8 protein-coding genes and 2 pseudogenes are annotated in these 15,237 nt (G+C 67.3%); 4 read left to right on the top strand and 6 right to left on the bottom strand.

Translation table 11 applies throughout. From position 1 onward, the window contains the following. Positions 1-112: 112 nt before the first annotated feature. Together OG599_RS27715 and OG599_RS27720 are read right to left on the bottom strand one after the other, a co-directional pair. Positions 113-1,885: an FG-GAP repeat domain-containing protein gene (locus tag OG599_RS27715; RefSeq protein ID WP_327178689.1), complete on the bottom strand. Its 1,773-nt coding sequence runs from the start codon at positions 1,883-1,885 to the stop codon at positions 113-115. A gap of 413 nt (positions 1,886-2,298) precedes the next feature. After that, positions 2,299-3,240 (bottom strand): hypothetical protein, encoded by a 942-nt coding sequence (locus OG599_RS27720; protein ID WP_327178690.1) that lies wholly within the window; start codon positions 3,238-3,240, stop codon positions 2,299-2,301. A 318-nt stretch (positions 3,241-3,558) separates the two neighbouring features. Between OG599_RS27720 and OG599_RS27725 the strand changes: the two are divergent. The 4 genes and pseudogenes from OG599_RS27725 to OG599_RS27740 form a co-directional block, all read left to right on the top strand. Beyond that, positions 3,559-3,735: pseudogene (locus OG599_RS27725) on the top strand (IS701 family transposase); the annotation flags it as partial. Between the two features lie 694 nt (positions 3,736-4,429). Beyond that, on the top strand, positions 4,430-5,131 hold the full coding sequence (locus OG599_RS27730; protein ID WP_327178691.1) for a hypothetical protein: 702 nt from the start codon (positions 4,430-4,432) through the stop codon (positions 5,129-5,131). A 122-nt stretch (positions 5,132-5,253) separates the two neighbouring features. Then, on the top strand, positions 5,254-5,556 hold the full coding sequence (locus tag OG599_RS27735; protein WP_085208889.1) for a helix-turn-helix transcriptional regulator: 303 nt from the start codon (positions 5,254-5,256) through the stop codon (positions 5,554-5,556). Positions 5,557-5,687: 131 nt separating this feature from the next. Further along, entirely contained in the window at positions 5,688-6,860 is a 1,173-nt protein-coding gene (locus OG599_RS27740; RefSeq protein WP_327178692.1) for a tyrosine-type recombinase/integrase, read from the top strand. A 186-nt stretch (positions 6,861-7,046) separates the two neighbouring features. Here OG599_RS27740 and OG599_RS27745 read toward each other — a convergent pair. From OG599_RS27745 to OG599_RS27760, 4 genes and pseudogenes are all read right to left on the bottom strand, one after another. Next, a pseudogene (locus tag OG599_RS27745) lies at positions 7,047-7,271 on the bottom strand (IS1380 family transposase); the annotation flags it as partial. A gap of 119 nt (positions 7,272-7,390) precedes the next feature. Continuing rightward, on the bottom strand, positions 7,391-7,672 hold the full coding sequence (locus OG599_RS27750) for a hypothetical protein (RefSeq protein ID WP_327178693.1): 282 nt from the start codon (positions 7,670-7,672) through the stop codon (positions 7,391-7,393). Between the two features lies 1 nt (position 7,673). Next, a complete protein-coding gene (locus OG599_RS27755) occupies positions 7,674-12,854 on the bottom strand; it encodes a DUF6531 domain-containing protein (protein WP_327178694.1) in 5,181 nt (1,726 codons plus the stop codon). A gap of 847 nt (positions 12,855-13,701) precedes the next feature. Further along, positions 13,702-15,231, bottom strand: a complete 1,530-nt coding sequence (locus tag OG599_RS27760) for a helix-turn-helix domain-containing protein (RefSeq protein ID WP_327178695.1) — start codon at positions 15,229-15,231, stop codon at positions 13,702-13,704. Positions 15,232-15,237: the final 6 nt, after the last annotated feature.

A 15,237-nucleotide genomic window follows, 5' to 3' on the forward strand; every position in this document is an offset into this window, starting at 1 on the left:
TGCGCTGTCTGTGCGAACCCCTAGACTCAGCTGACCCGATCCCGCTGCATGGTTGAAGCCGGTCCACGCGACACCCTGTTGTGTGGACCGGCTCCCTAGTCAGTCGGCCTGATCAGCCTAGGTCGGGGTACTGGTTCCAGCCCCCGGTGCCGATCTGGACGCGGGCCTTGAACGGGGTCTTGGTGACTCCGGTGCCCGCGTAGAAGAACAGCTGGCCCTTGGAGTTGGATGCCAGGAGGTCGCTGATGCCGTCCCCGTTGATGTCGCCGGGGGCGGCCAGGTTGGAGTACTGGCTCCATCCCGTGCCGCCGACCTGGACACGGGCACCGAACGGCGTGGCCGCCTTGCCGGTGCCGGGGTAGAAGAACAGCCCAGCGGAGCTGCGGGCCAGAAGGTCCGCACGGCCGTCGCGGTTGAAGTCACCGGCTCCGACCAGCTTGTTGTACTGGCTCCAGCCGCTGCCGCCGACCTGGACACGGCCCTTCAGGGAGAGACCGTCGCCGTTGCCGGCGTAGAAGTACAGGGCGGTGGAGCTGCGGGCGATCAGGTCGCTCTTGCCGTCACCGTTCAGGTCGCCGGGGCCGACGATCAGGTTGTACGACTTCGAGCCGGCCGCCAGGTACTTCTCACTGTCCGAGAATGCGTTGTACAGGTGCCCGTCGTACGTGGTGTGCGCGATCAGGGTGGACCACCCGTCGGACCGGAGCGCGACACTGTGGGCGAGGCGGATCGCGGAGCGGTCCCAGCCGGTGCCTTCGAGGTATTTCGCCGAGAGCTTCCCGAGTCCGGTGCCCTGGTAGTAGTACAGGGTGCCGTTGCTGGTCCGGGCGAAGATGCCGGACTTGCCCCATGCCGCGTTGTTGCCGGCTCCGGCGAGCTGGGTGACCTCGGCCCATCCGGTGCCAGAGGCCAGACGGTCCTGGAAGAAGCCGTTGCCCTTGCCGTCGTAGAAGTACAGCTTGCCGTCGTAGCCGCGGGTCATGAGGTCTGCAGTGCCGTTGCCGTTGTAGTCGGTGCCACCGGTGATCTGGTTGTACTGCGACCAGCCGGCGCCTCCGATCTTGATCTGGGCCCCGAACGGGTAGCCGGTGACCTTGCCGTTGCCGGGGTACAGGTAGAGCCCGGTGGCGTTGCGGGCCAACAGGTCGGCGATGCCGTCACCGTTGAGGTCATCCGCGCCGACCAGCTGGTCGAACTGAGACCAGCCTGCGCCGCCGACCTGGATGCCCTTGCCGAAGTTCGTTCCCGTGCCAGGGAAGAGGAACAATCCGGCGGTGCTGCGCGCGAGCAGGTCGGGTGCGCCGTCGTGGTTGAGGTCACCGGGGACGACGAGCTTGTTGTACGCCTGCCAGCCGGTGCTGAGCGTGGTGAACGAGCTCAGGCCGCTCTCGCTGGTCGCGTTGGCGCCGTTGTGGAGCCGGAGCGAACCGGTAGGCGTCACCGTCAGCACGTCGGCCTTGCCGTCGCCGGTCATGTCGCCCGGCAGCAGTACATCCTTGACCTGGCCGTTCACACCGGAGAGGGCGTTGGCGGCGCCGTAGTTCCAGTCGGTCCACACGTCTCCCGAGTCCACGCGGTACGCGAGGTCGCCGGTGCCATCACTGTCGAAGTCGGCACGCTGGGCGGCCGTAGTGACGACTGCGGAACGGGCCATCGGGTTGCCCGCCTTCGGCGCCACGGCGTTCTCGCGGCCCGGGACGCTGAACGTGGGGCGCGGGGTTGCCCCGTGCGGCAGAGCGACAGCGCCGGGGATGGCGGCGTTGTTCTCTGCGGCGTGCGCGGTGATCGTCATCGAACCGCTGACTATCAGCGCGGCGCAGACGATCGCCGCCGACGTGGCCATCTTCCGGGACCGCCGGGTCCCGGGTATTGCGGGGTTGTGCATTCGGCCTCCTGTGAAAGGACGACTCCGCGGAGAGAGACGAGCACACCGGAACCGACGACACGGGTGCTGCCGCAGCCACAAGCACTGCGCGCCGGCAGCGCTGCTGATGAGACCGACGGCCTGCGCACGTCGGAACCCCTACCCCGGTTCTACGCCCCTCCCCAGGGTCGTGAGGTAGATGTATACCACCTGGATGGGACAGGCGGCCTTCTCTTTGGACGGCGCACCGACTGCGAGGAATTCGAGGACTCAACATGGACGACCTCCGCGAGGCGGGGGTTCCGGTTGGAGTGGGGGCGGCGGCCACCATCAAATACCTGCTACGTGATCGGCGACGACCCTCTCACGCCGACCGTCGCCTGCGGCCGGGCTCGCGGCGAGGGAGTGGCAGGTCGGCCGTCGATCTTCACGCCTCAGCTGAGAGGAGCCCGCCACGTCACCAGCCGAGGTCGGTCCGTCTCCATGAAACCCACCGCGAACGGCTTGTCGCTCTCGTCCGTCACCATGTGGACGCTGCACTCCGTCACGCTGTCGCCCGGCGAAACCATCGTGGCAACCCAATCGGCCGGGCAGCCGGGAATCTCCGTTTTGACGCCGAAGGGGATCTTCCCCTGGATCTGTCGGCCACCCTCGCTGAGCAGGTAAACGTGGTGGGCTTGATCCAGGTACAGGTTGCTCGGCCCTGGGTTGGTGTAGGTCACCGCCACGTAGTACGGGACGCCGCGTTGTTCGTTCTTGTTGAGGTCGACGAGGTCCAGGCGCGCAAGGTCGGCCGTGCTGCCCCTAGTCACCGAAACCAGCGTGGCGGGCAGTTCAAGGATGCCGTCCTCGCGTGCGTCCCAGCGCAGGCTCACCTTCTGCCCTGGGTCAGCCAGCCCGGCGGACGCCGCGTCGAGACCACCGCGCACGGGCCAGATGGCGACCGCGCCGCCCGCGTCCAGGAATCCGTCGGCGCTGTGCGTCAGCGACAGCACACCGGCGCTCTCGGGCAGCGCGTAGGTGAGGCACGTGTCGTACGACTTGCCGGGCTCCAGGGTCTCCGGTGCGGTGTCCGCACAGGGCAGGTCGCCGCCGCCAGGCCGGCCGCCGCTGACGGACACCTTCTCCGCCTGCGTGAAGTCGGTGGCGTTCAGGGCGACGTCGCTGCCAACCATGTAGGCCTTGGGGATCTCCTTCCGGCCGGTGTTGGTGATCTTGAGGGTGACGTAGTGGGGGACCATGCCGTCCAGCCCCTCGTCCACGTCCCCGCGCATGTCCTTCTCCGACCCCCGGACCAAGCTCTTGACCGTGATCCTGGCCGGGAACGACTGGTGGTCGGTGTTCGTGTAGACGACGTCCTGTGTGCCCGTGCGCACCGGTAGGTCCGTCCAGGAGGCAGGCCTCTTTGACGCTCCGCCCGTGCTCTGTTCCGCCGCGCACCCTGCAAGGAGGCAGAGCGAGGCCGCACCGAGCGCGGCCCTGTTGACGTAGCTGGACCAGTGCATGAACTTCCCTTTTCGCACGATGATCCGGTTTCCACCGGAGGACGAGGCATCGTAGAACGTCGCAGGTCAGACGGGTGCGGCGGGGTAGGTTCGCAGTGAGCGTCTTCGTTCTCAGCCGCCTCTCGGTGAGCGTGGCTGGGCCGTGCTGCCCCCTGTTGCCCCACACAGCACCTCAGGGAGCCTCCCCGGCCCGTCCCTGACGGTCTGATCCCCTTGACCGGCAACGAGATCCAGCACCTGTTCGCAGCACTGACCCGCCCAATCCACGACCTCGCGCACCGTCTGCGCTGGTCCCACTGGCGACGCCGGCATCAAGCCCGGGCACGCCTATGCCATTACCGCAGGCAGGCCACCGCCCGACCGTGAAGATCAAGATCTACGGCTGGAGTACTAGTCCATCACTCCAACGTGCGTGACTGTTCGGCATCGGTCTCTGGCGTGTTCGATACATCCACTGGAGCCGGGGGGAGGCGGCGAGCACTGCCGGGCGGCTCACCTGCGCCAGGAGGCGCACCCCACTCTCGGTTGCAGCGTCCCGAATTCGTTTACGGTCCGCGAGGTCGAGGGAGCGAGTGATGAGTCTTGGCGGCATGCAGCTCAGGCACGGCTTGGCAGTGGTAGGAACGACGCGCTGCCGACCACGTCGGCTGGCTTCCGGACAATCATCGTGCAGCGCAAGCGACCTGTGCCGGGAAATCGAACCGGAAGCACCAGGCGCTTAAGAAGGCACCTGCTCTGTCACAGCGTTTTCGTCCGTTCAGGCCGAGTGCTCAATGGGTCGATCCTGGTGATTTCGGCACCAGCGTGGCGGTTTGTCGTGTGGTTCGCCGACGGCAGACATATTGATCCCGGAAGGGGCTGGAATTGTGCGGGGAAGGAAGCGAACCTAGATCAGCTCGCGGAAGAGTGCGTGCGTGAGCGGGGCAACATAGCCGACGATCGCCGGTTAGCCAAACCGGCGGTTCTCCGGACCATTGGAGAAGTCCGGTCGCCGTGCGTTCTGTGTGCGATGGCCGAACGGCTGTGTCTATCCCCACACCTCACTTCAAGGAGATTTCCCGTGGCCGCAGTTGTTGGTGAAGGAACGTTTCATCTTTCCGATCGGCAGTGCTTCGCGATCCTGGACTGGGCTGGCGAACAGCCACAGAGCGGCCTCGTTCTGCGGGCCTTCCTGGCCTCCATCGCTCTCGCGGCGCTGAGCCCGGAGGGAGCCCTGGCGCTGCGTGTTCGCGAGGTGGAACTCGCAGAAGACGGCGCCGGTTGGCTTTTGGTCCACTCTCAGGCTCAAGAGCGCCGCGAGAAGGATTCGGAGCACGCGGGTGCGGTACGGCGTGTTCCCGTCTGCCGCGATTTGGCGGCGATTCTGAAGGAGGAGACCATCCGGCGCGGTCTCGGCCCTGATGACGCGACATTCGTTCTCGACGATGGACGGCCGCTGACCGCCGAGGTCTACCGGAAGGTTTGGCGGCAAGCGCGGGCGGCAGTTCTGCAGACGCATGAACTCGACTCGTCGCTCGGTAGGCATTTATCGGCTCTCCGTGACGCGCGCATCGCGGCGTGGCTGAAGAACGGCGACCAGACGGCGGCGCACATCCTTGCGGTGGCCGAATGCGTGGGAATGAGCGCTCCTCGCCTCACCGAACGCTTCGCGGACTGCCTTCACATGCCGACACGGGACGAAATCCCTTGGGATCGACTCGAAGCCGCCTTGGCTCTTCCTGCCCTGCCGAGCCAGCCGACCTCGGCCGTACGGCGTCAGTAGCGGCACACCGGGTCGCGGCTTGTCCGCGATTCTATCCTGCCTCACGACAGGCAACGGCTGGGCGGAACAACGGTTTCCGCCCAGCCGGGCTCGTCTCTCCCGTCCCTCACAGAGAACCCCAGATGCCTGCACGACCCTTGCCTGCCCCCACTGCTTCCTCCACGGCGGTACGCACGGCTTTCCTGACCGTGAAGGACGCCGCCGATTACCTGGGCCTCTCACCCCACACCCTTTACGTCTGGCGCCACCGCCGTCAGGGACCGCCGAGCTTCCGCATGGGCCCCCGCGGTCGCGTCATGTACCGAGTGGAAGCCCTCGACGCCTGGGTCCGCGAACAGGAGCAGGCCGACTCCCGCTCCAACCCCGCCCTCAACCCACTCAGCGTCCGGCCGCAGGGGCGTTCCGCCCGCTTTACCACCGCCTGATACGGCCTCCTGCGCCGTGGAACGCTGCGGTCACCCTCATCACAAAGGAGTTCCAGCTGGCCGGCTACATAGAAGACCGATGGCTGAAAAAACGCCCGAACCCGAAAACCGGCAAACGCGACCGCACCGCCATGTACGGCAAGTGCACCCGCTACCGAGCCAAGGGCATCCCCGGCGTCAAGGACCGTTCCTTCGACGCACTTCAGGACGCCAAGACCTGGCTCGCCCAGGCCCAGACCGATGCACGCCGAGGCGAGTTCGTCGATCCCCGCGACGGGGCCATCTCCCTCAAGGACTACATCGCGACCCACTGGTGGCCCACCCAGAGCGGTGACCCGTCCACGATCGAGCGGATTGAGCAGAGGGTACGCCGCCACATCGTTCCCCACCTGGGTGCTCAGCCGCTCAACGCCATCGGGACGGAAATCCTGCGACACTGGAAGAAGCGGCTGGAGAAGGACCTCGGTCCGACCTCGATCCGTCTGGTCTGGGCGACGCTCTCCAGCGTCCTCCAGGCTGCGGTCGAGGACCGTCGCCTCGGACGAAACCCATGCCGGTCCAGCACGGTCGGGCCTCCGCCCGCGGCCCCTGGCAGGGTTGAGGCGTGGCCGCCCGAACGGGTCCTGGCGGTACGGGAGGTCCTGCCGGACCGCTACCGGATCCTCCTCGTGATCGGAGCAGGTCTCGGGCTCCGCCAAGGGAAAGCGCTCGGTCTCTCAGCGGACGACGTCGACTTCGAGAAAGAAGTCGTCCATGTTCGGCGGCAGATCAAGATGGTGCGAGCGAAACTGTGCTTCGCGCTTCCAAAGGGCCGCAAGGTCCGGGACGTGCCGCTGCCGGCCAGCGTGGCCCGGGCCATCCGGCAGCACATGGAGCAGTTCGCGCCGATGCCGGTCACGCTGCCCTGGGACGACCCGACTCCGGCCGAGACACCGGTGGAGGCCAAGCACCGACGGCCGAGAACCTACAGCCTCCTGGTGACGGGACGCGAGCGGAAGGCCATCAACCGGAACTACTTCAACTCCTACGTGTGGAAGCCTGCTCTGGCCGCAGCAGGTGTGATCGCCGCGCTGGACGAGGGAAGCGCAGACGGTGCTCGCGTGTGGGAGCCGTCCCGGGAGCACGGCTTCCACGCCCTGCGCCACTTCTTCACCTCCGAGGAACTGGAGGCTGGCGAATCGGTTGTCTCCCTGGCACGCTGGCTGGGGCACTCCGATCCCGGGTTCACGCTGCGGAAGTACTCCCACTTCCTGCCCCGCGCCGGCGCACGGGGTAGCGCCGCCATCGACGCGATCTTCGCGTAGCCGCGACCGGTCCGCTGGGACCGTGGCTCGTAGCCCGCCGCAGGCCCAAAGTCCCAGAGAAGTCCCAGACATGCCGCCGCACCCCTCCCTGACTCGCTAAATGGCAGGTCAGGCGGGGTGCGGCGGCATCGTCGTGTTAAATGTCCCGGAAGAGACCAGTCGCTCAGCCGACCTGCAGGAACGATCGATGGTCTGACCGCCGTCAGCCACCGTCACAGCGAGGTCGGTGGCGATCCGGCCCGGGTCATGACCGGTGCCTCGTGGCCGGAGCGGTCTCAGCGCGGTGGAGTACGCGCTGGTCAGTCCGGTGACATCGGCGAGATCAGCCAGCAACCGTGCCCCGGCATGCCCGACCATCCCGGCGCCGTCGGCCGAGACATGAAGCCTGCGACGAGAACCGATACCCTGCACGCAGAAAGTGCCTTCCACCTGGACCGACAGAACCCTCGACAAGGTTCATCGTCCCAGCGCAGAAGGCACTTTCGCGTTACCGCCCATGATTCGGACGGACCCCAAGTGAAAGCCCGAGGTCAGAGGAGGTCGCGCTCCATAAAGGCGTCCGCCTCCTCCCAGTCGATGAAACGGCAGGACGCGGTGGTCAGGTCGACCGCGATCGGTAGGTTTCCGCCCAGTTGCATGTCCTCGCGTCCGTGGTCGAGGTACTCGACGTGGTCGTAGGGTGCGATGAACTGTCCCCCGTCGGTGAAGCAGTACTCGGAGATGATCCGGACGGAGGAGGAAGGCCCCCAGGACCGGCTTTCGCTTTCGAGGAACTCTGCGGCTCTGCGCTCGGCCTGTTCCCTGTCGAGCATGTCAGTTGGTCCTCATGATGTAGTAGTTGCGGTACCTGCTCGCGGCTGGGTTGGCCTTGCCTGACTGGAAGTCGAGGAATACCACCTTGCCGTCGATATTGGCGACGTTGAAGTAATGGCCGAGCCCCTTCTGCGGCCAGGCCCCCACGATTGCACGTGCTCCCGGGCCCCAGCGCAGCATGTCGCTGACGATGACATTCAAGCCCCCGACGCTGCGGAACGGGAGACCTGTGGCTGCCGACACCTCAGCCCTGGTCATGGGCCGGTCGGCCCCGGGAACGGAGTTCGGGTTGCGGCCTGCCATGAGATCCTCACCCGCTGTAGCGCACAGCCCACAGTTCATCCTGCCGCCCTCCGGGTTGATGCGCTGCCGCGAGGACGGCGTCTCGGGCGTGTAGTAGGGAAGGCCGAATCGCGTGGAATCGGGCTCCCCGTGGTAGCGGCCTCCGCCCGGGCTGACCGCCGCCTTGCGCCACCCGGTCAGTCCTCCGAGTCCGGTGACGGCAATCTGCTGGGTGAGTTCGTCGGCTGCTTCGGCGTAGAGGTCGGCGAGTGCGTCGCAGCCTTGCTGGCGGAGCATGTACTCGGCGCGGTAGAGGCGGTAGGCGGGGCGGACGGGGAGGTACTTGTCGAGGAAGGCGCCGGCGCCGCCGTTCTCGCCGGTGAACGCGTCCTGCGCGTCTCCGAGGAACACGAATGGTGACTTGACGACGTCGACGAAAGCATCGCCGAAAATGCCCAGCACGTCGCCGATGCCGTCGACGCTGTCGTTCGGGTCCTCAGGGGTCAGGCCGCTCCGGTCGGTCAGGAGGGTGGGCTGGCCGTCGGCGTAGGCGTACGGGGACACGTAGGGGGTTGCGGTGCTGCGGGTCGCCGGGTCGGCGCTGGTGAAGCGGCCGGTGGCCGGGGTGTATTGGCGGGCGTGGAGGTCGATGTTGCCGGTGGTGGTCTCGTAGCGGGCGCCGGTGTAGGTGGGCGTGCTCGCGGGGGCGCCGGTGGTGACGGTGCCCAGGACGCGGGTGCCGTAGGGGTCGTAGGCCCAGCGCTGGTGGAGGGTGCCGGTGCTGCTGGTTACGTCGAGCGGGGAGCCCTGGGTGTCGTGGTGGTAGTAGAAGACCGCGCCCGTGCCGGTTTTGGTGGCTGCGGGCTGGCCGATCGGGTCGTAGCGGTAGGACTGTTTGATGGCCCAGGCGCTGTCGTACTCGGTGGCGAGGATCGGCAGGGGTGCGTTGGGGTCCCACTGGGTGCGGCTGGTGACCGCGCCGTCCTTGAGTGTGGCGACCTGGTTGCCGCTGGCATCGTGGTCGTAGGTGTAGCTGGTGCCCGCGACGGTGGCGGCGGAGATCTGCCCGGCCAGGTCGTAGGTGAAGGTGTCGGCGCCGGCTTTTGTCTGGTTGCCTTCCGCGTCGTATTCGTATGCGGTGGTGCTGGTCCCGGCGGCGGTGGACGTGAGCTGGTCGGCGTCGTCGTAGGCGTAGCTGGTGGACGTGGCGCCGAGGGTGGAGGTCAGGCGGTTGCCGACCTTGTCGTAGGTGTAGGACGTGGTGCGGGTCGCGGCGCACCCGGTGACCCAGGGCTGCGGGTAGCAGCCGGAGGTGAGGCGGCCCGCAGTGTCGTAGGTCTGGTCGTAGCCGCCGGTGCCGACTCCGGCGCGGGTCACGTCGACGCGGGTGGGCAGGCCGGCCGCCGAGAGGGTCAGGGCGGTCTTGGTGACCGTCGTGCCTGCCTTGGCGGCGGTGACGGCGGTGACGCGTCCCGCCCGGTCGTAGGTGCGTTCCTCGGTCTCCGTGTTGGGCAGCGCTGTCTTGGTGAGGTTGCCCGCAGCGTCGGAGGTGTAGGTCGTGGTGGCGCCGTCGGCCGTCATCGTGGCGGTGCGGCCGTCGTTGTCGTAGGTGTAGCCGATGGTGTTGCCGTCGGAGTACTTACGGGTGAGCATCTGCCCGGCGGCGTCGTAGGTGTAGGCGAAGCCCCGGGTCTTGGTGAGGTCGCCGACCGCGTTGTAGACGAAGTCCTCGGAGATCTTCGCGTTGGCGCGGGCGGTCATCCGTCCGGCGTCGTCGTAGCCGAGGGTGACGTCCGGCGTGGCATCCGAGTAGTCGATCTTGGTGGCCAGGCCGCGGACGTCGTACGTCCTCGTGGTGGAGCCGCGGGGCGTTGTCACCTTCACCGGATTGCTGTCCGCGTCGTACGCGTACGTCGTCGCCCGGTCCAGCGGGTCGGTGACCGACGTCAAGCGGTGCGCCGCGTCGTGTCCGTAAGTGGTGACATGGTCGTTGGCGTCGGTGCGTTCGGTCATGTTGCCGACCGCGTCGTAGCCGTAGGTGGTGGCCGCACCGCCGGGGGCGGTGACGGTGGTCAGCTGGTCGAGCTTGTCGTAGAGGTAGGTGGTGGCTCGCTGGTCGGCGTCCGTGGTCCGGGTGACGTTGCCGACGGCGTCGTATTCGGTCCTGGTTACGTTGCCGAGCGGGTCGGTGACAGCGGTCGGGTTGCCGGCAGGGTCGTAGTCGTAGGTGGTGGTGTACTCGGTGGGGGAGGCGCCTGTTGCGTGGCCGCGTGGGTCGACGGCGGTGGCCTGGCGGCCGTCGTCGTCGTAGGTCCAGGTGCCCTTGTTGCCCAGGGGCGAGGTGCTGCTGAGCAGGTGTCCGTCGGCGTCATAGGTGTAGGTGGTGGTCTTGCTCAGCTGGTTGGTGCTGCTGGTCAGCCGATTGTTCTTGTCGTAGACGGAGAGGGTCGTCCTGCCCGCGGCGTCGGTGACCTTGGTGACGTTGTCGTTGGCGTCGTAGGTGTAGCCGGTGGTGTTTCCCAACTGGTCGGTGTTTACCAGCGGCCGGTTGATCGCGTCGTACGTCGTGGTGGTGAACGCGCCGGTGGGACCGGTGACCTTGGTGCTGTTGCCGGCCGCGTCGTAGGCGTAGCTCGTCGTGTATGCGGCCGGGTCATTGCCTGTGACGTTGCCGCGCGGGGAGACGCTGGTGAGCAGGCGGCCCACCTTGTCGTACGTGTAGGTGGTCTTGTTGCCGGCAGCGTTCGTCTCGGAGGCGAGGTGGCCGGCGGCGCTGTAGGTGCGGGTGACGAACTTGCCCACTGCGTCCGTCGCCCTGGTCAGGTGCCCGGCATCGTCGTATGCGAATGCCGTGGTCTCGCCGTCGGGGTTCTTCGCGGTGAGAAGCTGTTCCGCGCCGTTGTAGGTGTAGGTCGTGGTGCGGCCCAGCGGGTCGGTGGCCGAGCTGAGCAGCCCCCGCCCGTCGTAGGCGTACGCCGTCGTGTAGGCGGCCGGATCGGCGCCGGCGACGTTGCCACGCGGGTCCGTCTTGGTCAGGATCCGTCCGGCCGCGTCGTAGGTGAACGTCGCCTTTTCACCCAGGGGTGTGGTCACCGATGTCCGGTTGCCGGCTGTGTCGTAGCCGTAGGTGGTGACCTTGCCTCGCGGCGTCTTCACTGTCTGGATGGCGCCGAGCGCCGTGTACGTGTAAGCGGTGACGCCGCCGAGCGGGTCGGTGGTCGTCGTCAGCTGGTTGGACGTGTTGTACGCATAGGTGGTCTTGTAGCCGCGGCCGTCGGTGTGGCTGGTGATGTTGCCCGACGTGTCATACGTCCAGACCTCCTGGTAGCCGAGGCCCGCGGGTGAACTTCGGGTGAGCATGCGGCCGGCGCTGTCGTACGTCATCGACGTGGTGTTGCCGCGCTGGTCGGTGATGCCTACGGGCCGCAGGTAGCGGTCGTAGTCGTAGGTGATGGTCTTGCCGTACGGGTCGATCGTCGACATGAGGACGTTGCCCGAGTACACGTCGGTCCACACGCCGCCGTCGGGCGCCGTGGTGTGCGACTCGCGACTGCCGTCCCAGGTGAACGTCGTCGTCTTGTTGTTCTGGTCGGTCTGGGAGGTGATTCTGCCCGCGGTGTCGTAGACGTTGCCGACCTTGCCGCCCGCAGGGTCGGTGTACGAGGACAGCCGCTTGTCGGTGCCGTACGTGTAGGAAGACGGCTTTCCGGCGGGGTCGGTCACCGAGGTCAGCAGACCGCCGGTGTAGCCGTAGGACACCGATGTCGCGTCCGGCAGGGCCACCTTGGTCAGCAGCCCGTCGGTGCCGACCGTGAACGTCGTCGTGCGCCCGGCGGCGTCCTTGACGGTGGCGAGCCTGCCGGACGCGTAGGTCAGGCTCAGCCCCTTCCCGGCCTTGTCGACGACCGTGGTGAGCTGACCGGCGCCGGTGTAGGTCCGCTTGGTGTGGTCGGGCGTGGTCAGGGTGTAGTCACTGGTGCCCTTGGCCAGCTTGGCCGCCGACCCGGCCGGGGCTTTGTACGTTCCGTCGCTGTTCTGGGTGAACACGAACGACGCCCCGTCGTCCGCCCGGTACGTGACCTTCCCCGTCGCGACCGTCAGTTTCGAGTCGAACGGTGTCGCCCAGCCGCGGCCCAGCAGGCCGGCCGTGGCCGAGTCGGAGCGGTACGTCCGCTCCAGGGCGAGGGGCACGCCGGGGCCGGTGAGCGAGGCGTCGGTGAGCTGCTCGAAGAACATGCCGGTCGCCGTGTTGACCGGGTCCGCACGGTCGGCCTGTGCGTAGCAGGTGCAGATGCCCGCCTGCGCTCCGGGAATGTCGGGCGTGTAGAAGGCTTCCACCAGGGGAGAGGTGGTTCCCCCCGGACTCGAAGAACCATCGGTGCCGGTGAGGAAGATCCACGAGTAGTACTTCTTACCGTCTTCGAGGTGTCCCCCGAGCGTGCTGCCGCTCCACCAGAAGCACTGGTCGGCCGGGTAGGAGTTGCTCGGCCACCATCCGTAGCACCAGACGCCGTTGTCGAGGAACCGGCCTGTCGGATCGCTGGTGGTGCGCTTGATCTCCTGCTGGAGGACGAAGTTCCCGGCCTCGTCGATGACGTAGAGCCACATCCCGGACACCGAGGACGCCGTCGAGCCCGCAGGCAGCTGTAACTGCCCGCCGATCGACAGCATCGCCGGGTAGGCGGTGGCGTAGGCGCTGACCCACGTCGGGTTCCCCATGGCCTGCGCGCTGAGCGAGGAAGCCGATCCGCCCGCGGCCGGGCCGCGGCCGGCGGGCTCGGCGGGACGGGGGTGCGGTGTACCGGACGGCCTTTCTGCGCGCGGGGCCATGTAGCTGTGCATGGGCGACAGCTCGCCCCGGTCCCGCTTCACCTGCTGGCGCCTCTCGGCCAGCGTCATGGCCTTGGGCGGCTTCGGGAGATCCGAAGCGGTTCTCGCCGCTGCCGTCCGTATGACAGCCGATGGGGGTAAGGAGGTCTGTTGGCCTCCGGGGGATGCCCAGGAGGGGATGACCCCTGCGACGGCCAGGAGAGCCAGAGCCAGGAGCGTCGTGAGGAGTCTTCGCGCTTGTGAGCGCACAGTGCATCACCCGTGAGTAAGTCGTGGACAGAGTCAGGGTGATGGTTGATCCAAAAGCGGATCGAACTAACGCGCGATGGCGGATGCGGCTGGATCCAGACGTGTCGCGCCGAACGGCGCCGTGAGTGTCCCCTGGTCGCGGGGTCAATCAGCTGCCCCCTGTGGGGCGATTGGCGTGAACGCGCCGCCCTGTCCCGGAGACGGTGGGTGAACACCCGGAGAGCAGCCGGCCAAGGTCGGGTTTCTGATCGGAGACGGGCGTGGTGGTGACGACTGATGGGGGGAGTGGAAGGTGCGCCTCGTTCGTGGACCTCGCTTGCTGTCGAGGCGGTCGGTCAGATGATGCGGGGCTTGGCGTGTGACCCGGCGGCCGGTGCTGGTGGGGACGGACCCGCTGGATGACCTGGCGTTCGCGGCCCGTTCGTGGTTGTCGGCCCCTGACGCTCCAGGCAGTCACACGGAGCTGAAAAATAGTCTCTGACCTGGGCATTTCCCCCGCATCAGGCCGACATCTTTCCGATGACTCATCACGTGAAGAGCACGGCGCACGGAAGCCGTCGCTCCTGGTTCGAAGTCCCAGAAAAGTCCCAGGGACTCCGTCACACCCCACCTCGACTCGCATTTTCGCAGGTCAGAAGGGGTGTAACGGTGTCACCTACGCAGGCTTTCAGATGTCCCGGAAGATCTCGATCTGCGCCCCCACCGAGTTGAGCCGCTCCGCCAGGTCCTCGTAACCGCGGTTGATCACATAGACGTTGCGGAGTACGGAGGTCCCCTCGGCCGCCATCATCGCGAGCAGCACGACGACGGCCGGGCGGAGTGCCGGCGGGCACATCATCTCGGCGGCGCGCCAGCGGGTCGGGCCCTCGACGAGGACGCGGTGCGGGTCAAGGAGCTGGAGACGGCCGCCGAGGCGGTTGAGGTCGGTCAGGTAGATGGCGCGGTTGTCGTAGACCCAGTCGTGGATCAGCGTCTGGCCGTGCGCGGAGGCGGCGATGGCCGCGAAGAACGGCACGTTGTCGATGTTCAGGCCGGGGAACGGCATCGGGTGGATCTTGTCGATCGGCGCCTCCAGCTTGGAGGGCCGCACGGTGAGGTCCACCAGCCGGGTGCGGCCGTTGTCCGCCGCGTACTCGGTGGTACGGGCGCAGTCCACGCCCATCTCCTCCAGTACGGCGAGCTCGATCTCCAGGAACTCGATCGGTACCCGGCGGATCGTCAGCTCCGACTCCGTCACGACGGCCGCGGCCAGCAGGCTCATCGCCTCGACCGGGTCCTCGGAGGGGGAGTAGTCGACGTCCACGTCGATCTGCGGCACGCCGTGGACGGTCAGCGTCGTCGTACCGACGCCGTCCACCCGTACGCCCAGGGTCTCCAGGAAGAAGCAGAGGTCCTGGACCATGTAGTTGGAGGAGGCGTTGCGGATGACGGTGGTGCCGTCGTGCCGGGCGGCGGCGAGGAGCGCGTTCTCGGTCACCGTGTCGCCGCGCTCGGTCAGCACGATGGGGCGGCCGGGGGTGACGGTGTGGTCGATCTGCGCGTGGTAGAGGCCGTCCGTCGCGGCGATCTCCAGGCCGAAGCGGCGCAGCGCGATCATGTGCGGCTCGATCGTGCGCGTCCCGAGGTCGCAGCCGCCGGCGTACGGCAGCTTGAACTGGTCCATGCGGTGCAGCAGCGGGCCCAGGAACATGATGATCGAGCGGGTGCGGCGCGCGGCGTCGGCGTCGATCGCCTCCATGTCCAGCCGCGCGGGCGGCACGATCTCCAGGTCCACGCCGTCGTTGATCCAGCGGGTGCGTACCCCGATGGAGTTGAGGACCTCCAGGAGCCGGAAGACCTCTTCGATGCGGGCGACGCGGCGCAGCACCGTACGGCCCTTGTTGAGGAGGGATCCGCAGAGCAGGGCGACGCAGGCGTTCTTGCTCGTCTTGACGTCGATGGCGCCCGAGAGACGCCGGCCGCCGACGACCCGCAGATGCATGGGGCCGGCGTACCCGAGCGACACGATCTCGCTGTCGAGAGCCTCGCCGATGCGGGCGATCATCTCAAGGCTGATGTTCTGGTTGCCGCGCTCGATGCGGTTGACGGCGCTCTGGCTGGTGGCGAGAGCCTCGGCCAACTGCGTCTGTGTCCAACCCCGGTGCTGACGGGCGTCACGGATGAGCTTGCCGATGCGTACGAGGTAGTCGTCTTCCATGGCTGC

It is taken from the genome of Streptomyces sp. NBC_01335 (assembly GCF_035953295.1).
In the GTDB taxonomy this organism is placed as follows: domain Bacteria; phylum Actinomycetota; class Actinomycetes; order Streptomycetales; family Streptomycetaceae; genus Streptomyces.

What these genes read in the sequence shown, in the direction of transcription:
- OG599_RS27740 (WP_327178692.1), top strand. Translation starts at nt 5,688, where the DNA reads ATGTACGGCAAGTGCACCCGCTACCGAGCCAAGGGCATCCCCGGCGTC.
- OG599_RS27750 (WP_327178693.1), bottom strand. Translation starts at nt 7,672, where the DNA reads ATGCTCGACAGGGAACAGGCCGAGCGCAGAGCCGCAGAGTTCCTCGAA.
- OG599_RS27735 (WP_085208889.1), top strand. Translation starts at nt 5,254, where the DNA reads ATGCCTGCACGACCCTTGCCTGCCCCCACTGCTTCCTCCACGGCGGTA.
- OG599_RS27755 (WP_327178694.1), bottom strand. Translation starts at nt 12,854, where the DNA reads ATGACGCTGGCCGAGAGGCGCCAGCAGGTGAAGCGGGACCGGGGCGAG.
- OG599_RS27760 (WP_327178695.1), bottom strand. Translation starts at nt 15,231, where the DNA reads ATGGAAGACGACTACCTCGTACGCATCGGCAAGCTCATCCGTGACGCC.
- OG599_RS27715 (WP_327178689.1), bottom strand. Translation starts at nt 1,885, where the DNA reads ATGCACAACCCCGCAATACCCGGGACCCGGCGGTCCCGGAAGATGGCC.